This is a genomic window from Streptomyces sp. NBC_00154 (genome assembly GCF_026342835.1).
Classification (GTDB): domain Bacteria; phylum Actinomycetota; class Actinomycetes; order Streptomycetales; family Streptomycetaceae; genus Streptomyces.
Genome location: NZ_JAPEMI010000001.1, coordinates 3,782,503 through 3,800,685 on the forward strand (window position 1 = coordinate 3,782,503; position 18,183 = coordinate 3,800,685).

The following is an 18,183-nucleotide window of genomic DNA, read 5'->3' on the forward strand; positions in this document are numbered from 1 at the left end:
CCGGTTATGGTTGCGCGCATGACTCAGTCGCACCCCAGGATCAGCAAGGCTGTCATTCCGGCTGCCGGGCTGGGTACCCGCTTCCTGCCGGCCACCAAAGCCACTCCCAAAGAGATGCTGCCTGTCGTCGACAAGCCCGCGATCCAGTACGTCGTCGAAGAAGCGGTGGCGGCCGGCCTCTCCGACGTACTCATGATCACAGGCCGCAACAAGCGCCCCCTCGAGGACCACTTCGACCGCAATTACGAACTGGAGTCCGCGCTCACCCGCAAGGGAGACGCCGACCGGCTCCAGAAGGTCCAGGAGTCCAGCGACCTCGCCACCATGCACTACGTCCGCCAGGGCGACCCGCGCGGCCTCGGCCACGCCGTGCTGTGCGCCGCACCGCACGTCGGCGACCAGCCGTTCGCGGTCCTCCTCGGTGACGACCTGATCGACCCGCGCGACCCGCTGCTCGCCCGCATGGTCGAGGTCCAGGAGCGCGAGGGCGGCAGCGTCGTCGCGCTGATGGAGGTCGAGCCGGAGCAGATCCATCTGTACGGCTGCGCGGCCGTCGACGCCACCACGGACGGCGATGTCGTCAGGGTCACCGGGCTGGTCGAGAAGCCCGATCCGGCGGACGCGCCCAGCAACCTCGCCGTCATCGGCCGCTATGTCCTCGACCCCGCCGTCTTCGACATACTGCGCAGGACCGAGCCGGGCCGCGGCGGCGAGATCCAGCTCACCGACGCCCTGCAACTGCTCGCCGAGGACGAGAAGATCGGCGGCCCCGTGCACGGCGTTGTCTTCAAGGGCCGCCGCTATGACACCGGTGACCGGGGCGACTACCTCCGCGCCATTGTCAGACTCGCGTGCGAACGTGAGGACCTGGGCCCGGACTTCCGGACCTGGCTCCGCAGTTTCGTCACCGAGGAGATGTAACACGTTGAGCAGCCCGATCTGGTCGGTGGACGAGCACCTGGAGGACATCCTCGCCGCGGTACGGCCGCTCGAACCCATCGAGCTCCAACTGCCCGAGGCCCAGGGCTGCGTCCTGGTCGAGGACGTCGTGGTGGAGATCGCCCTGCCGCCCTTCGACAACAGCTCGATGGACGGTTACGCGGTCCGCGTCGCCGATCTCGAGGGCGCCAGCGAGGAGTTCCCCGCGGTGCTCACGGTCATCGGTGACGTCGCGGCGGGCAGTGACGGACTCTCCGGCGACCAGACCGTCGGTCCCGGCGAGGCCGCCCGCATCATGACCGGCGCCCCGCTGCCGGCCGGTGCGGAGGCTGTCGTGCCGGTCGAGTGGACCGACGGCGGCACGGGCGGCGGCCCGGCGGACACCATGCGCGCCCACAGCCACGCCCCGCAGGACGCGGGCGGTGAGGTCCGCGTCCATCGCCCCGTCGTGGCCCGCGCTCATGTCCGGGCCCGCGGCAGCGATGTGCAGCCCGGCGATCTGGCCCTGCGGGCAGGTTCGGTCATCGGGCCGCCGCAGATCGGGCTGCTCGCCGCGATCGGCCGCTCCACCGTGAAGGTGCGGCCCCGGCCGCGTGTCGTCGTCATCTCCACCGGCAGCGAACTGGTGCAACCCGGTGAGGAACTGACCGGCGGTCAGATCTACGACTCGAACAGCTTCGCGCTGACGGCTGCCGCGCGCGACGCGGGAGCCATCTCCTACCGGGTCGGCGCCGTCACCGACGACGCCGACATGCTCCGCGCCACGATCGAGGACCAGCTGATCCGCGCCGACATCGTCGTCACCACGGGCGGCGTCAGCGTCGGCGCGTACGACGTGGTCAAGGAGGCCCTGTCCTCCGTCGGCGACGCGGACGAGCCGGGCAGCGGCATCGAGTTCCGCAAGCTCGCCATGCAGCCGGGCAAGCCGCAGGGCTTCGGCTCGATCGGCCCGGAGCACACACCGCTGCTGGCGCTGCCGGGCAACCCCGTCTCGTCGTACGTCTCGTTCGAGCTGTTCGTACGGCCCGCGATCCGCACGCTGATGGGCCTGAAAGACGTGACCCGCCCGACGGTCCGCGCCACGCTGAAGACCGACAGGACGCTCACCTCGCCGTCCGGCAAGCGCCAGTTCCTGCGCGGCACGTACGACGCCGAGGAGGGCACCGTCACCCCCGTCGGCGGCTCCGGATCGCATCTGATCGCCGCCCTCGCCCAGGCGGACGCGCTGATCGTGCTGCCCGAGGACGTCACCTCCGCGGAGTCCGGCACGGTCACCGAGGTGATCCTGCTCCGCTGAACGCGACCCGGTGGCGGTACGGTGTCTGCCGCTGTGCCTTACCGGGGGACACCCCCCGGACCCCCGGCCGCACTCCGGTGCAGGCCGAGCGGGCAACCGGCGCCCTACCGCTAGGCGGAGTTCAGTGAGTACGCAGAACAGGCTGACGCATCTCGACGAGGCGGGTGCGGCCCGGATGGTCGACGTGTCCGAGAAGGACGTCACCGCGCGCGTCGCCCGCGCCAGCGGCCGGGTCCTCGTCTCGCCGCGCGTCGTCGAACTGCTCCGTGGCGAGGGAGTCCCCAAGGGCGACGCCCTCGCCACCGCCCGTATCGCCGGGATCATGGGCGCCAAGCGCACTCCCGAGCTGATCCCGCTCTGTCACCCGCTCGCCGTCTCCGGCGTGAAGGTCGACCTGAGCGTCGCCGACGACGCGGTGGAGATCACCGCCACGGTGAAGACGACGGACCGCACCGGTGTCGAGATGGAGGCCCTGACGGCCGTCTCGGTCGCCGCGCTCACCGTGATCGACATGATCAAGGCGGTCGACAAGAGCGCGGTCATCACGGATGTCCGGGTCGAGTCGAAGTCCGGTGGCAAGTCCGGCGACTACCGGCGCTCCGTGCCGAAGGGCGCGGACGCATGACGCCGCCCGCCCCCCGTACCGCGCTCGTCGTGACCGCGTCGAACCGCGCCTCGGCCGGTGTCTACGCCGACCGGGGCGGCCCCCTGATCGTCGAGGCGCTCGCCGCGCTCGGCTTCGCCGTCGACGGGCCGCAGGTCGTCCCCGACGGTGACCCCGTCGAGCGGGCCCTGCGGGCCGGGGTGGCCGCCGCGTACGACGTCATCGTCACCACCGGCGGTACGGGCATCTCGCCGACCGACCGCACCCCCGAGGCCACCCGCCGCGTCCTCGACCACGAGATCCCCGGCATCCCCGAGGCGATCCGTGCCGAGGGCCGCGACAAGGTCCCCACGGCCGCGCTCTCCCGCGGCCTCGCCGGAGTCGCCGTCCGCACCCTCATCGTGAACCTGCCGGGCTCCACCGGCGGGGTGCGCGACGGCCTCGCCGTCCTCGAACGCCTTCTGGTGCACGCCGTCGATCAGCTCCGCGGCGGCGACCACCCCCGACCCGGGAGCCCGAGCTGAACGTCCCGACCTGGCCGGTGATCCTGACGGACGGCGCGATCGCCCTCCGGCCGATAAAGCTGCGCGACCAGCGCGAGTGGCGGGAGGTCAACCGGCGCAACCGCGACTGGCTGCGCCCCTGGGAGGCGACCGTCCCCCCGCCCGGCCCGGGCGGTCCGGTGGCCCGGCGCCCCACTTACCGTCAGATGGTCCGCCATCTGCGCTCCGAGGCGAGCGCCGGCCGGATGCTGCCCTTCGCCATCGAGTACGAGGGGCGCCTGGTCGGGCAGTTGACGGTCGCCGGGATCACCTGGGGATCGATGTGCTCGGGCCATGTCGGCTACTGGGTGGACCAGGACGTGGCGGGTCGCGGTGTCATGCCGACCGCGGTCGCTCTCGCCGTCGATCACTGCTTCCGGTCCGTCGGACTGCACCGCATCGAGGTGTGCATTCGCCCCGAGAACGGGCCCAGCCGAAGAGTCGTGGAGAAACTCGGATTCCGCGAGGAAGGGCTGCGTCCACGTTATCTCCACATCGACGGTGCCTGGCGGGACCATCTGATCTTCGCGCTCACCGCGGAGGAGGTGCCCGACGGGCTGCTCCGGCGCTGGCACCAGGCACGACGACCCGGAACGCCGCGTTAAATAAAATGAATGTTCGAAATTGATCACCGCGTGACCGCTAACCAACGCGCAAACGCCGACTGTTGATCCGAACAATCACAAAAAAAGTCCTTGATATCAGCCAGATCGTGCGACACACCGGGCCAATTGGCGGATGCCTCCGTGCAAACCCCTCTACGGTGTGAGACGTGAGCAGCAGCGGCCTCATCTATGCAGTCATCGTCGGGGCCTGGGCCGCCTACTTGGTGCCGATGTGGCTCCGCAGGCAGGACGAGCTCAATGAAGCCCGCCCGACCGAACGCTTCAGCACCGCCATCCGGCTGCTGTCCGGACGGGCGGCGATGGAGCGCCGGTACGCCAAGGAACTGCGGGAGCGCACCACCGAGGAGGCGGGGCCCGGCGCCGACCCGGACGTGGGCACGGAGCGAGTGGATTCCGTGGACGTCCGGGCCTTCGCCGCGCCTCCGGCGCATACCGAAGCCCGTGTGCACGACCCGGTGCGCGCACCGGAGCGTGCGGCTTCCACGGCGCAGGCGTCCCAGGGTTCCCAGGAACGGCAGGCCCAGGTGGGACCTGCACACGCGTCTGTGCCCGTACCCGCGCGGCGCGCCCGCCCCGGTGGGATCGATGCGGAGCGCGCCCGGCGTGCCCAGCGCTCGCAGGTGCTGGCGCGCCGTCGGCGCACCACCTCGGTCCTTTTCCTCGCCTTCACCCTCGGCACGGTCGTCGCGGCGGTCGGCGGCCTCCACTTCCTGTGGGCGCCCGCGGTGCCTGCCGTGCTGCTGAGCACGTACATCGTGCATCTGCGCGCCCAGGAACGGCGCAGGTTCGCCTTCACCATGGACCGGCGCAGGGCGGAGGTGGCGGCGCAGCACCTGCGCGAGAACCGCCACCGCAGGCACCAGCCCGCGGCCACGGCCCCCGCCGAGCCCGACGAGGAGCCCGAAGCGCGCCACCCCGAGCCCGAGCCCGCCCCCACGGTCTCGCCGCAGGAAGCGGGCCGCCGCGCGCTGGTCGAGCAGACGGACCACGCGGAATGGGTCGACCAGCAGCGCGAACGCGGCCGGGCCCAGGGCGACAGCTGGGAGCCGGTCCCGGTCCCGCTGCCGACCTACGTCACCGCGCCCGTGGCCCCGCGCGCCACGGGCGGCGTCGAGGTCGGCAACCCGGAGACCTGGAGCGCGGCCCGCTCCAGCACCGCCGAACCGGCACAGCCGGGCACCGCGGCTCCCACCGCACCCCCCGTGGACCCGGCCCCGCGCCAGCGCACCAACCAGTCCCGTCGCACCCGCGACCGCGGCCGGACCCCGCTCTTCGACCAGTACGAGGACGGCGACCGGCCCCGCGCCGCCAACGAGTGAGACCCGCTGCGACGCCGCCCCGGCTGACCAGCGGGGGAGCGGATTTCCGAGCACCGCTCCGAGGATGCTAGAGTTTCACTCGTTGCAAGGGCCTGTGGCGCAGTCTGGTAGCGCACCTCGTTCGCATCGAGGGGGTCTGGGGTTCAAATCCCCACAGGTCCACCGCAGGGCCGTTCACGGGTTCACCCCGGAACGGTTCACGAGATCCCGGTCAGACGTTCATCGTCTGACCGGGATCTCGTCGTTTGAGCTCCTGCTTGTGTGAAAGTCAGCCTGCCGGGCCGCTGGGAAGCGCGGCGGTCCGCGTCGGAATGGACCGGGGGTCGGGATGCGGACATGCCGCGGGGACCGCAGGCGTGGAGGCAGACTCCTGCGGTCTCGCGACGTGTCGATCTTCAATTACCCGCAACCCGCGCGGCTTCATACACCTGGCCCGCAACGAGGCGGCTGGCCCTCGGATAGTCCCAGCTCCGCGAGGACTCGGCTCGCGAGGTCGAAGGACTGGTTGCGGGGGCCGTGCGGGACGGACACGGCGGAATCGAAGCTCTGTTGTGCAGCCAGGGCTCTGGGCCACCAGGCCAGCCAGCCGTAGTGGCGCCACAGGGGTACGGCCTTCGCCGCGTCGACGATGACGAGGAGCGCAACTCCGGAGCACGGCGAGGGCGAGGGCGGCGAGACTTCCGACCTCCGGCTCGATCCGGGTGGGAACGTCCCGCCCGTCCATGGCGCGCACCGCACCGGCCAGAAAGGGCAGCCAGCGGGTAATCAGTCGGCGGTCACGCTCCCGCAGCCATGGTCCAGAGGGTCAGGCGCACCGCGAGTATCCGCTGGAGCGGTGTTTTCTGCGGTTTCGGGGCGACGAGGTCTTCGACCCAGCGCTGGTACTTGCGGCAGATCACGGGCTCAGGCTCCCCCGTTGTGCGGGGCCTCAGGCCCCGCCGGCTGCGCCGTGAACACGAAGTGCCCAGGTGCGCCCCTCACCTGCCGCATGCCGACCAGCTCCAGGCGCGCGGCCCGCAGGAGCCCCGCGAGCGAGGAAGCCTGCGGACCGTAGACGGTCGCGGCCAGAACACCGCCGATGCGAAGTATCCGTGGCAGCTCCGCGAGCAGCGGCACGGGGACGGAGAAGTGGAACACGAACGCGGCGAGGACGAGGTCGATGGTCCGGTCGGCAAAGGGCAAAGGCCCGTTGCCCGATATCTGGACGACCGGCGTGCCGCTGTCGTGCCGCCTCAGGGACGCCGCGCTCATGTCGCATCCGTAGATGCGGCTGTTCGCGAAGACCGAACGGTAGGCGGGGACCGCACGCCCGTCACCGGTGCCGAGGTCGAGGATCGCTCCCGGAGTGCTGGTGTGGGCGGCAGCCGTGACGGTCAGGGCCGAGACGACCTTCGCGTACAGCCGCTCGTCGATGAGCGAGCCGGAGCGCGCCAGCCTGAGCTCGCAGAGTTCCTGTACTTCGTCCGGGGACAGCTGGTGCACCGGGGTGGGCGAATAGAGGCGGTCCATGAAGCGGAACCACGAGCGCCCCTCAAAGCGCAGGATCCGGGGTCCGGGTCCCGTAGCCCCCACCAGAACCAGAAAGTTGCCCGAGCGCCGCACCTCATGACCGGTTGCCGTGGTCGTCGGTGATCCCTCGGCTCCGTTCAAAGTCCACCTCCTGGCGCAGCTCGGCGGCCACGGCCGGGAAATGCCTTTCGGCCAGGGGGATGTACCAGTCGTCGGCCTGCCGGAGCCATCGCGGCAGTTTGTGCCATGCGGGGGACGACGGCACCAGTCTGCGCCAGGAGACGACGTTGTCGAGGATGTCCGACATGTGGACCGTCAACGTCAGCCCTCCTTCCGCCTCGACCTTCCGGGCCTTGTTCTCCTTGCGCCGTTTCTGCTCCCCGGGCGTCTCCCCGGGGGGACCCGGGGAGCTCAGCAGGCTTACCGCCCGGGAGACTCGGGGGCCGTAGCGGGCCCGGATCTCGTGGGGCGAGACGCCACAGTCCTCCACCACGTCGTGGAGCAGCGCGACGAGAAGGAGGTCCGCCAGGTCCTCTCGGTGCCGCAGGGCGGTGGCGATGAGGGCGACTCTGCGGGGGTGGATGACATAGGGTGCGCCGTCACCTCGCTTCTGGCCTGCGTGCAGACGTGCGACGGACTCGTCGCATCCGTCGACGAGGCGCCTCGGTTCCGGGGGTAGTGACCGTGCGGTCCGGGCCACCCGCCTCGCGTAGGACTCCGGGGTGCCGTTCTCCCGGCGTAAGCCGTCCAGGAGGCCGGCGAGCTCAGAGGGCAAGGGGCAGACTCCTCAGAACGGACTGCTTGATGCCCTTCGGGCCGCTCATGGAGATGTCGACGGAGAGCAGGCCGCATTCCGGGATCGCGAGGCGTCCGGCGTGAAGAAAGGCATCGACCTTATCCACATCGTCCGAGACGTGCCCCAGTGTCAGGTGGGGGACGTCGGTGGTGCGGGCAGGTTCGACGAAGAAGGCCTCCAGGTCGTGCTGCGTCTGCGTCCGCCACTGCTGAACCCGCTCCGGGAACGTCACGTCGGCGAAGACGTAGTGGCCGGTGAGGTCCTCCCGGTAGACCGGTCCGAAGGCCATGACCGGCGGGCCGCCGCCACCGTGGAACCCCGACACCGCCCGCTCGACCGCAGCCACCAGTGCCTCCAGGTCTCCGCCGCTGCGCAGGGTTCCCATGGCGATCGTCACGTGCGGAGAGGAGTTGCCGTTCGTGCCGAAGGACACCTTGCTGCTGGTCAGCGCAAGGAGCCTCGCGTTGAACTCGTCACAGGCCTTCCGTGCTGCCCCGGTGACGGGGAAATTAACGCCTGCCTTCATCTGCTGCGGCCTTCCTGTGTCTGCCCGCCGGAATACGCCTGGAGTATGTCGCCGATGATGTCGCTGGTCGACCTCTCAGGGGGCCTCGGCAGCAGGGTGAGTTCCACGCCGAGGGCCCGCAGATCGTCGCGTTCGCGTGGGGTGAGGAAGGTGAAGTGTGTGGCACAGAAACGGTCCGGGCGCACCGTGGCCAGCAGGTCGAAGGGTGACACGTCGTCGTAGACGGTCACGTAGTCGACCACACGGAGCCCGGCGATGATGCCTACGCGCTCGGTGATGTTCAGGACGGGCCGCCCGGTGCCCTTCCTGCGCGTCACCGAGCGGTCCCCCGCCAGCGCGACCACCAGTGAATCACCGAGCTCCCTCGCCGCCTTCAGCGACCTGACATGACCGTAGTGGGTCAGGTCGAACACCCCTTTGACCAGCACGAGACGTCCCGCCTCGGAGCGCAGCGCGGCGGATGCGAGATCGACAGGCGTGACGAGGGCAGCCTCGGCCTTCATGGCCTGCCTCCGTTGTCCGCGGGCGGAGGAAGGTGGACCCCCTGCTCCCGGAGCAGCGCCGCGATGGGCTCGAGCACCTGACGCGCCGTCTCCGTGATCCTGCCGTTCATCGCTTCTGTGTCCACGGCTACCACCCGCTGTGCACAGTTCGTGCGCGCGTGCTCCTCGGTGAATCGCAGAGCCGTGCCGCGCAAACCGGTCAGGAAGGCGTCACTCATAACCCGCCCCTGCTCCGTCGTCAGCTTGTTGGCGGCTTCCCTGGCCAGACTCACCTTGGGGCTTGTGGTGAACACGAAACACACCGCTATCTCGTCCCGCAGCTCGGGCATGTCGACGAGCCGCTCGACGGTCTCGGCGTGTGCCGGGGTGACTCTGCCCATCGACAGGAGTGTGCGGGTGAACAGCGTCCTGTCGACCGGCCCTCGGTCGAGCAGGTGGATGCGAGGCGCCGATCCCTCCGCGTGGGTGGATACGCAGTATCTGACCGCCTCGCACGCCAGATAGAGGTTGAGGCGGCCCAGGTCGCTCTTCCCGATGGGGGCGTATCGCCCGCCGCCGTGGAATTCGGCCACGGGCAGTCCCACTCTGCGCAGGTAATGGGAAAGCACGTCCATGACGGTGGTTTTCCCGCTCTTGGGCATACCTGCGAATTCGATTCTGACGCTTTCTGAGAGTTGCACGTGCACCTTCCGCTCTTCGTCGTCCGCTGCCCTCTCCGGTCAGTTCGTGCCGACTGCCTCGGCCACGTGCTCCGGCGGGAACTGCTGTATCGAGGCATCGGTGCGGTGGTCGACAGACCGGCTCCGGAGGTGGAAGAGCATGTGACCGATGACCGCCAGGCTGTTCCGGCGCTCGTGGCAGAGATCAGCCAGCGTGCCCGCAAGTCGCACCGCCTCCTCCTCGTGCGCCCGGTCGTCGAGACTGTGCAGATAGGACCACCGGATCACATGGGCCCAGATCGGCTTGATCCGGTTCACCCGCCGGGCCGCCTCCGCGTGGAGCTGGGCTTGGTAGAACTCGTGGTTCGCCGAATCCACCTGCCCGATACGGAGCGTGATCAGGGCCTTGTAGAAGCAGGTGATGCCGTCCGTGGGTGACAGACGGGACGCCTGCTCGTGTGCGTTGAGCGATTCCTCGAACCGTTCGGCATCCCGTAGGAGCAGTCCGAGGTAGTTCCAGTTGTCGACCGAGATCCCGTCGAACTCCAGGGCCTTCTCCATGAGGCGGATGGCCTCGTCGATGTCCACATAGCGTTTGACCGTGGAGAGTGCCCGCCAGGCGTCGGAGTTCTCTTCGTCCTTCCTCAGAGCGGCACGCAGGCTTCGTTCCGCCCGGCTGTTCAGACCTTTGTTGATCAGAGCCCGGGCCAGCCGGATGTGTATCTTGCTGTTCTCGGGCTGCAGGGTGAGGGCCTGCTCGTAGTACGAGATGGACCGGTCGTAGTCGGCGGCACGATAGGCGTTCTCACCCTCGTGGAAGAGGTGAGCCGCGAGCACGATCGATTCGAAGTCCGCCTCGAAGTCGCTCAGGCGGCGTTCAAGCGCTGCGCGGGTGCTTTCGGACTGCTCCAGCTCCTGCCGGACCTGGGTGGTCAGTCTCCGGACGTCCTTGACCTCGCGGATACCGAAGGCGGCGACCACGCCGATGAGCAGGGTGACGACGGCGACGATGCCCAAGCTCATCTGCAGGGCCAGATTGGCGACATCCTCGATACCCGGCGGCTCGGGCTGCTCGGTAGCGTGGAAGAACACCGGATGACCTCCCCCCACCGTGAGGACCCGCCCAAGACGTGGCGGCGGCCTGTCGGTGCGGCGAGTATGCCAAGCCCCCGGTGCCTTGGCCAGTACGGGACGAGTAGTTCGCGCGCGTGATGGCCAGATCCCGATACTCGTAACTGAGTCAGATACACCCGCCACGGCGGTCACGGTCGGCGACGCCCGCCGGTGTACGCACACGGCCGCGAGCGTCCCGGGCGGATGCGGTCCGTCCAGCCCCCGGTACCGGCTCCGGAGGCAGCTCTCCACGACCCCCTGCGCTCCGGCCTGAGCTGGCAGGATGGACGGGTGCACGGACCGTTAGGCCACGGCCCTGTTGTCTGGGATGGAGAGGTTCCGCCGGTATCGTCCGAGGAAGACCGTACGAGGTCTGCGTCGCTTGATCACGCCGCTCTGCTCAAGGACCTGCACCGGCAGGTCGTGCTGCTGCATCGACGCAGGGGCAGGCAAGGTGGTGCGTGCCCTCGGCGAACAGGGGCGTCCACGGGCGCTGCGGATCCTCGGCACTGCAGCGCCGGCGGGCGTGTAGACCTTCCTAGGTGTGCCGTACACATGGTCGGGAAATGAATTTCGAATGGTTGGGGAAGGCCAGCACGGGAGCCTCCGTAGGTGCAGGTCAGACCCACCCGTGAACGGCCCACCGCACAGGGCCGTTCACGGGTTGATCCCGGAATGGTTCACGAGATCCCGGTCAGACGGTCATGGTCTGACCGGGGTCTAGTCGTTTGAGTGAAGGTCAGCCTGCTGTGCCGGCGGGAATGGACCGCGGGGACCGCGGGCGTGGAGTCAGATTCCTGCGGTCCCGCGGCGTGCCGATATTCGAATGCCAGAGCGCGCGCATTCGAGGGCTGCGACTCGGCGCCTGAGGGTTGGGACTGTCGCCAGCGGGGTGTCCGCTGCCGGGTGGGGCGCCCCGGGGGCGTCAATGCGAGTCGGCGGCCTACTTCAGCAGGGACAGATCGACCGCGTTCGCCAGCGCCTGCATCCCGGCTTCGTTCGGGTGGAGGTGATCCCCGGAATCGAAGGCTGGGTTGAGGGCTGCCGGGTCTGTCGGATCGGCGAGGGCCTTCTCGAAGTCGACCACGCCGTCGAAGGCCCCGCTGGTCCGGATCCAGCTGTTGGCCGCCTGGCGTACGGCTTCCGCAGAGTCGCTGTAGTAGCCCGCACCCTTGTCGGGAAGCATGGTGCCGCCGATGATCCGGACGTGGGCGGCATGGGCCTGCTGAATCAGATTCCGGTAGCCATTGATCAGATCTAGCGCGGTCAGCGGGGCACCGCCCGGGCCGGCGTTGTTGCCGATGTCGTTGATGCCCTCCATAAGGATCACGTCCCGCACCCCGGGCTGGCCCAGCGCGTCGTGGGAGAAACGCTTGGTGGCGCTGATGCCCTGCCAGATGTTGGGCACGTCGGTCAGGAGGCGGTTGCCGCCGAGACCGGCGTCCACCACACCCATCGGCTGGGTTCCGGACAGCCGCCGGGCCAGGTAGTCGGACCAGCGGTGGTACGCCCCCGCCGGGGTGTTGTAGCCGTCGGTGATGGAATCGCCGAAGGCCACCACGGTGCCACGGGCGTGGGGCGAGATCACGTCGAGCCCGGAGAGGTAGTACCAGGAGGTGGTCGCCGCGATGTAGTTACCGTCCCCCGTGTCGGCGGTGTGGTCGCCCGGGAGTGACAGGTAACTGGTGTCGAAGGCGTCGGAGTGCCAGGTGGCGGAGCTGGTCGCGTGCGGCAGGTAGATGCTGATCAGGACGTTCTGTTCAGCCTTGACGGACATCGGCACGGGGTCGCTGACCAGTTCCGCCCCGGCCGGGATGGTGACGGACATCTTGTGGGAGAAGGTGACCGCGCGCTGCGATCCGGCGACCGCCGTGGCGCGGCCGGCCTGTCCGGCGACGCTGACCGCTCCGACGGTCAGCGGGATGGTGCTGCGCAGATTGGACAGGTGGATACGGAGTGCGGTTCCGTCGACACTGGAGTGCGCGACCATCCGGATGGTCTGGTCGTTGAAGTTCGGTCCGCCGATCGTCATGCTGGGCGCCCATGCCGTCACCCGCTGGTCGTTGAGCGTATGAGAGGTGGCCGGCTGGGAGTTGGCCGAGTAGCTGTCGGTCGGCTGGCCGGCGGCGAAGGGCGCGCCTCCCATGAGCCCAGCGACGGCGGCGGTCGTCGCAAGCAGGGTCAGCAGCGTTCTTCTCTTCGTGACAAGCATGGTTCACCTTTTCTCCTGGTCGGCGACCGGGTGCCTGGACGCGGACGTCAGGGCACCCGGAGTCGGCGGCCGATGGCTCGGTTGTTTGGGCCGGGGCGGATTCCGCGGTGATCGGTGGCGATGAGTGACGCTCAGTGGCGATCAGCTCAGCGTGAAGCCGTCCACCAGGAGATAGGTCCCGCTGAGTTTGGTCACCGTCAACGTGTGCCGGCCGGCGGTCAGTCCGGACGTCGCGTACACCTTCTGCTGCACGTGCCTCTCCGAGGTGTTCGCGCTGACTGATCCCTTCGAGACGCCGTCCAGGGTGATGCCGACGTCGCCCTCGTCGGCGTTGGTCTCGGTCAGGAAGCTGCACCCGGTGCCGGTGAAGGTGATCGTGGCGGCGGCACCGTTCTGTTGGGTGTAGTGCACGCCGTTGTCGAGGTCGCCGATACCGCGGGACCCGCTCGACGACCAGCTGCCGGCGTACGAGACGCGCAGGTCGTCGTCGTCGACCACCTTGCCCGGCAGGGTGCCGGAACCTGCGGCGTCCACGATCGCCTGCGCCGCCGGCGGCCAGTTCCCGTCGGCCACCACGGTGGCCTGCTGGAAGGCGATGTTGGTGCCGCTGTTGTTATAGGAAGCGGTGTCGCTGTAGTTGTCGTGGATCGAGTCGTCATGGATGCTCGGCGTCCACAGGTTCGTCCACAGTGACCCGTTGCTGAAGCGCACCACGTTGTCGTGGGTGTTCCAGCGCGAGCTTCCTTCGTCGTGGTAGATCATGTTGCAGCCGTTGATGCACTCCGACAGGACGTTGCCGGCGAACTCCGATGGTGCGGACTGGCCGCCGAGCGTGTAGATCGGTCCACCGTCGAACAGCGCGCCCATCACGCTGTGTACGTGGTTACCGATGATCTGGTTTCCCCCGGTGTAGGTGGTGCCGTGCAGGCACGGGTCGGGCAGTCCCTGCGCAGCCTGCAGTGTGCAGTTCGACGCCCAGCCCCAGCCCCAGCCGATGGACATGCCGGAGTACGGCGTATAGCCGACATCGTTGTGTGAAATCGCGGTTCCCGTGCTGTGCCCGACCCAGATGCCGACCGCGTCCTGGTACTCCTGGCCGGGGAACTGCACGACGCTGCGGGACACGGTGTTGCCGCTCGTCATCAGCGCCGGCTCGGTCTGGTAGTAATCGTCGACCTCGCCGATCGCCACTCCGGTGCCCGATGTGTCGGTGATGGAACTGGCCTTCACCGTGGAGTCCTGGGTCTGGTCGGCCAGGGCGATCCCGCTGGTTCCGGTGTGCTGGACGTGGTTGTCGGAGAAGGTGATCCGCGCACCCCGGTGCACCTGGACCGCGGCGGGGATACTTATCGGCGTGCGCGTTGTCGGATCCCAGATCACCCCGGCCTGGTTGTCCACGTAACCCTCGGCCGTAGGGGCGTTCCATGTGGTGTAGGCGAAGGTCAGTCCGGAGAAGACGAGGTCGTGAACGGGTGCGACCACGTCGGGGATCACAGTGAAGCCGTCGACCAGCAGATACGTTCCGCCGGTCTTGACCAGGCGCAGGGTGTGCGTGCCCTTGGGCAGTCCGGTGACGGAGACCATGGCCTGCTGAGCGAGCCGCTCCGGGCCATTGCCGGAGACCGTCGACACCTTCTTGCCGTCGATGTAGACGTCCGCGTCGCCTTCGTCCGAGCTGGTCTCGGACAGGACCTGGATCCCCGTGCCGCTGAAGGTGTAGCCGACCGCGTCGCCGTCGGTGGAGGTGTAGTGCACATCAGCGGCCATGTCACCGAAGTGCCGGCCACTGGAATAGCCCCAGCTTCCCGTGTAGACCGCTCGCCAGTCGGTGTCGTTCACCGGCGCCAGGTGTCCAGGGGTACCCGAGGCGTCGAGTAGTTCGGTGGCCACGGGCAGTTCGACGTCCGCCGTTGCCAGGTCCTCGCCGGCTCTGGGCACGTAGTAGAGGTAGTCGGCGCTGTCGTCGAGGTAGAACTGGCCCGGGGTGCCGAGCAGTTGGTACGCGTTCTCCAGCCACGTGATGCCGTCCATGCTGGGCAGTCCCGCGCCGTTGAACGGAAATCCGGGGTTGGGCACCGAGCTGTGGTTGTTTTTCCAGCAGGCGGGGTCGACGGTGAGGTCGGAACCGCCGGCCGCGGAGCGGGTGATGGACGCCAGTGGGCACCGCATCTGCTTCCAGGCGTTGTTCTCGACGACCTCTACCTGTGCGGGGTTCGTCCACGAGGTGTACGACGGGTCGCTGGTCGTGAACCCGGTGGCGGTCACCGAGAACCCGGACGGGTTCCTCGGCCCTCGCGCACGGTCCGCGCGTACCCCGTTGACGAACAGTGCCCGGCTGGCCGTACCCGCCGGGACCTTGGCGCGGTAGATCTTCTTGGCAGTGTCCACCCGGGAGAACCCGGTGATCCGGGTCGCGCCGCTCAGCACCGGCGTCTGTCCGGCGGCCGCCCGATACACCACCGGGTGGCCGGGGCGGCCGGAGTCCTGAACCTCCAGCCGGAACGGGCTGGTGAGCCGGTACGTCCCGCCCAGCAGTTCGACCACGACGTCCCCGGTGGCATCCGGGATCAGGGCTCTCGCACGTTGGCGGGCAGTGTCCAGAGTGCACGGTTTTTGTGTACTGCAGGCCGAACCACGACCGTCGGGCGCGACGTGCAAGGTATCCGGTTCGGGGGCAGCTCGGGGTGGGCCACCGGTGAAGCCGAAACAGGCGGCGGCAGCGGCAACAAGGCATGCGGCGACGGCTTTGCGCATCGTAATCTCCAGGGCGTGCGGGCGTCAGACATCCAATGAATGTACGGAAACTTGCCCTCAAGTCCTAGAGGTAGGTGCGATCTGCCTCGATAAGGTCCGACCTCCGATGCCGTGGCAGCCTGGCAGCTCTGGTTCGATGACCCCTCTGGGTGCCCTGTGCAAGCAATTGGGAAATGATCTCCAGGCGGCTGGGAAGAGCTCGTGCGACGCCGGCTTGAGTGCAGGTCAGGCCCACCCGCGAACGGCCCACCGCAGCTCAGAGCCCCTGCCGGGGAAACTCGGTAGGGGCTCTTTGGCGTCGTGCGGCAGCGGGGCGCGGCAACTGTGTCTGATCTTGTGCACCCAGGCGGACCGTCGCAGCAGCCGACCGCGCGGCGAAGGCTCGGGGACAGAAGGAGCCCCTGGCCGGCGGTGACACCGGCCAGGGGCTCCTTGAGGCGATCCGGCTACGTCAGCCGTCGGACTCCGACGATGGGATGTAGGCGCCCGGCACGTCCTTCGGCGCGAAGATCTTGTCCTCGCCGGGGTACGGCTTCTTCCACTCGTGCGTCTCGTACCACGTGAAGTGGTTCATCTGCGCGGGATTCGCGAAGTCGGGCTTGGCGTCGGGTCCGGTAAGCCGCTGCTTCGACTTCCAGTCCGCCCACTTCGCCGCGAGCGCCTGCTTGTCCGCCGGTACCGTCGCCGACGGCGCGGGCGCTGCACCGGGGTTCTGCGGCGCCGGGGTGTCCAGGCCGCAGGCAGGCGGGGTCGCCAGACCCGCGGTCAGCGAGGTCCGGTTGGGCAGCGCCGTGAACGGCGTGAAGTCCGCCTTCTTGGTGAACGCCCCACGCATCGGGCTGGCCGCGCTGTCCTTCTGGTTCATCGGGTGGATCCCGAGGATCTGCTCGATGGTCCGGATCATCGTGATCTGCGAGTAGTAGTGGCTGTCGACGGTGTCGTGCTGGGCCCAGGGGCTGATGATCTGGATCGGGGCTCGGTGGCCGTCGACGTGGTCGAGGCCGGCCTGGGAGTCGTCCTCGACCACGAAGATCGCGGAGTCCTTCCAGTACGGGCTGTGCGAGATCGTGTCGACCATCTTGCCCACCGCGAGGTCGTTGTCCGCGACCTGAGCGGCTGAGTTCGCCGGACCACCGGTGTGGTCGCTGGAGAGCCAGAACATGTTGAGGTTCGCCGGCCCGTTCTTCTCGAAGTCACGCTTCCAGATCTCGGACCGGTAGACGTCCGGGACGCTGGTGTCGAACTTCGGGAAGCCGGACACCGACACGTCGTTGAGCGACGGGATCGGCGAGGACGAGTTCAGCTTGTAGGCGGTGTCCCGACCGGTCGCGGCCATGTTCTTGGAGTCGCAGTACAGGTTCTGCCAGCTCGCGCCCGACGGCTTGGTCAGGAACTGCTGGAACTCACCGAAGTCCCGCACGGACTTGCCGGCCGCCTGCGCACCGGTCCAGATGAAACCGGTCCGCTGGTGGCCGAGAGCGTCGTCCTCGGTGTCGTAGCTGCGCGCGTACTCACCGGCCGAGGACTCGGTGTACTCCGGGTTGTCGGCCTGCATCAGCCAGTTGTGCCCCTCGGCGGAGTTCGTGCCGATGTCGTACGTGTTGTCGTACAGCCCGAACTGCTTGGTCGGCGCGTGCTGGTTCGGCGTCACGTTCTCGCCGAACTGCGCCAGCGACGGGTCGCCGTTGCCCTGCGGGATGTCACCGAAGACCTGGTCGTAGGTCCGGTTCTCCTTGACGATCAGGAAGACGTGCTTGATCGTCGAGGGGTCGCCGAGCCGCTGCGGGACGGGCACCGGCTTCGCGTGGCCCTTGCCCTTGCCCTTGCCCTTGGCCAGCGTGACCGCGCCGCCGTTCCAGCCGTTCTGCTTGAAGACCTTGGCCGTCTCGGACTTGATGACGCGGTCGTTCGGCAGCGTGAACCGCTGCACGCTCGACGTCGTGTCGTGGGTGCCGTGCCCGGCGCTGTTGGTGGGGCGGCGGGCTTCGATACCACGGGTGTTGGAGACCAGCACCTCGTTGCCGACAGTGGCGATCTCCGCGGGGAAGTAGTCCGTCGGGAGCAGACCGACGTAGCTGACCGGCTCCTGCGGGGTCGTGTACCGGTAGACGGCGACCGCGTTGGCGCGGCCGAGCGTCACCAGCAGGTGACCGTCGTCGGTGAGCGTCACCGCGTCGGGCTCGTAGCCCACCGACGCCTCGGGCCACGGCTGGGTGGCGACGGTCTGCACGACCTTGTTCCTGGCGGTGTCGATGACCGACACGTCGTTGGTGGCGGTGTTGGTGACGAAGAGCGCCCCGTGCTTGGCGTACAGGGCGGTCGGGTGCAGACCGACGTCGATGCTCGCGACGGCAGCAGCCGGGTTCGCCAGGTCGATGACGCTGACCGTGCCGGTGGTGGTGGCAGCGGTCACCGGGCTGGCCGGCACCTGGGTGTTGTAGGAGTTGATCGTGGTGTCGCCGGGCTTCGCCGGGCTTCGCCGGACGCCCGCCCTCGTTGCTGACGTAGAGCTTGGTGCCGACCTTGACCATGTCACGCGGGGCGTTGCCCACCGCCCAGCTCTGCTGGACGGCCCCGGTCGCCGCGCCGATTGCCGGCGGTCCGTCACTCACGGCTCGTCACAGCCACCGCCGTCCAGGCCTTTGGCCCCGGCTGGTCGCGCGGAGAACAGTGGTCCGTACAACGGTCGAACTCCGCTTCGCCTAGGCTGTTTTCGATCGCCCCGCCCACCAGGTGCTCCCCTCGTGGTGACCTCGCGGCAGGACGAGCCGCAGTTTCCCGCCC

The 18,183-nt window shown here is 68.7% G+C and carries 15 protein-coding genes, 1 tRNA gene and 1 pseudogene; 7 read left to right on the plus strand and 10 right to left on the minus strand.

From position 1 onward, the window contains the following. The first annotated feature begins 18 nt into the window (after positions 1–18). The 7 genes from galU (at position 19) to OHA03_RS17075 (ending at position 5,489) form a co-directional block, all read left to right on the plus strand. Positions 19–921, plus strand: a complete 903-nt coding sequence (galU, locus tag OHA03_RS17045; protein WP_267004696.1) for a UTP--glucose-1-phosphate uridylyltransferase GalU — start codon at positions 19–21, stop codon at positions 919–921. A 4-nt stretch (positions 922–925) separates the two neighbouring features. Beyond that, positions 926–2,236 carry a gephyrin-like molybdotransferase Glp gene (gene glp / locus OHA03_RS17050; protein ID WP_267004697.1) on the plus strand — a complete coding sequence of 437 codons (1,311 nt, stop codon included), beginning with the start codon at positions 926–928 and terminating at the stop codon, positions 2,234–2,236. A 124-nt stretch (positions 2,237–2,360) separates the two neighbouring features. After that, positions 2,361–2,861 (plus strand): cyclic pyranopterin monophosphate synthase MoaC, encoded by a 501-nt coding sequence (moaC, locus tag OHA03_RS17055; RefSeq protein WP_267004698.1) that lies wholly within the window; start codon positions 2,361–2,363, stop codon positions 2,859–2,861. Next, positions 2,858–3,364 carry a molybdenum cofactor biosynthesis protein B gene (locus tag OHA03_RS17060; RefSeq protein ID WP_267004699.1) on the plus strand — a complete coding sequence of 169 codons (507 nt, stop codon included), beginning with the start codon at positions 2,858–2,860 and terminating at the stop codon, positions 3,362–3,364. The genes moaC and OHA03_RS17060 overlap by 4 nt, the downstream gene beginning before the upstream one ends. Positions 3,365–3,381: 17 nt before the next feature. Further along, a complete protein-coding gene (locus OHA03_RS17065; RefSeq protein ID WP_267004700.1) occupies positions 3,382–3,987 on the plus strand; it encodes a GNAT family N-acetyltransferase in 606 nt (201 codons plus the stop codon). 167 nt (positions 3,988–4,154) lie between these two features. Next, positions 4,155–5,327: a gephyrin-like molybdotransferase receptor GlpR gene (gene glpR / locus OHA03_RS17070; RefSeq protein WP_267004701.1), complete on the plus strand. Its 1,173-nt coding sequence runs from the start codon at positions 4,155–4,157 to the stop codon at positions 5,325–5,327. Positions 5,328–5,415: 88 nt separating this feature from the next. After that, a tRNA-Ala gene (locus OHA03_RS17075) sits at positions 5,416–5,489 on the plus strand. A gap of 614 nt (positions 5,490–6,103) precedes the next feature. Here OHA03_RS17075 and OHA03_RS17080 read toward each other — a convergent pair. The 10 genes and pseudogenes from OHA03_RS17080 to OHA03_RS17125 form a co-directional block, all read right to left on the minus strand. After that, a complete protein-coding gene (locus tag OHA03_RS17080; protein ID WP_267004702.1) occupies positions 6,104–6,226 on the minus strand; it encodes a hypothetical protein in 123 nt (40 codons plus the stop codon). A gap of 4 nt (positions 6,227–6,230) precedes the next feature. Continuing rightward, complete coding sequence (locus OHA03_RS17085) at positions 6,231–6,836, minus strand: class I SAM-dependent methyltransferase (protein ID WP_267004703.1); 606 nt, start codon at positions 6,834–6,836, stop codon at positions 6,231–6,233. A 94-nt stretch (positions 6,837–6,930) separates the two neighbouring features. Further along, a complete protein-coding gene (locus OHA03_RS17090; RefSeq protein ID WP_267004704.1) occupies positions 6,931–7,611 on the minus strand; it encodes an HD domain-containing protein in 681 nt (226 codons plus the stop codon). Then, positions 7,601–8,158: a 2'-5' RNA ligase family protein gene (locus tag OHA03_RS17095; protein ID WP_267004705.1), complete on the minus strand. Its 558-nt coding sequence runs from the start codon at positions 8,156–8,158 to the stop codon at positions 7,601–7,603. The genes OHA03_RS17090 and OHA03_RS17095 overlap by 11 nt, the downstream gene beginning before the upstream one ends. Further along, positions 8,155–8,661, minus strand: coding sequence for an adenylyltransferase/cytidyltransferase family protein (locus OHA03_RS17100; RefSeq protein ID WP_267004706.1), 507 nt, complete (start codon positions 8,659–8,661; stop codon positions 8,155–8,157). Before OHA03_RS17100 ends, OHA03_RS17095 begins: the two co-directional genes overlap by 4 nt. Beyond that, a complete protein-coding gene (locus tag OHA03_RS17105; protein ID WP_267004707.1) occupies positions 8,658–9,269 on the minus strand; it encodes a hypothetical protein in 612 nt (203 codons plus the stop codon). The genes OHA03_RS17100 and OHA03_RS17105 overlap by 4 nt, the downstream gene beginning before the upstream one ends. A 111-nt stretch (positions 9,270–9,380) precedes the next feature. After that, positions 9,381–10,412 (minus strand): tetratricopeptide repeat protein, encoded by a 1,032-nt coding sequence (locus tag OHA03_RS17110; RefSeq protein ID WP_267004708.1) that lies wholly within the window; start codon positions 10,410–10,412, stop codon positions 9,381–9,383. A gap of 964 nt (positions 10,413–11,376) precedes the next feature. Next, the gene (locus OHA03_RS17115; RefSeq protein ID WP_267004709.1) at positions 11,377–12,645 is read right to left on the minus strand and encodes an SGNH/GDSL hydrolase family protein; all 1,269 of its coding nucleotides are present in this window, start codon (positions 12,643–12,645) and stop codon (positions 11,377–11,379) included. Between the two features lie 141 nt (positions 12,646–12,786). Then, entirely contained in the window at positions 12,787–15,189 is a 2,403-nt protein-coding gene (locus tag OHA03_RS17120) for a hypothetical protein (protein WP_267004710.1), read from the minus strand. 661 nt (positions 15,190–15,850) lie between these two features. Beyond that, positions 15,851–17,993, minus strand: a pseudogene (locus OHA03_RS17125) (bifunctional YncE family protein/alkaline phosphatase family protein); the annotation flags it as partial. Positions 17,994–18,183 lie beyond the last annotated feature (190 nt).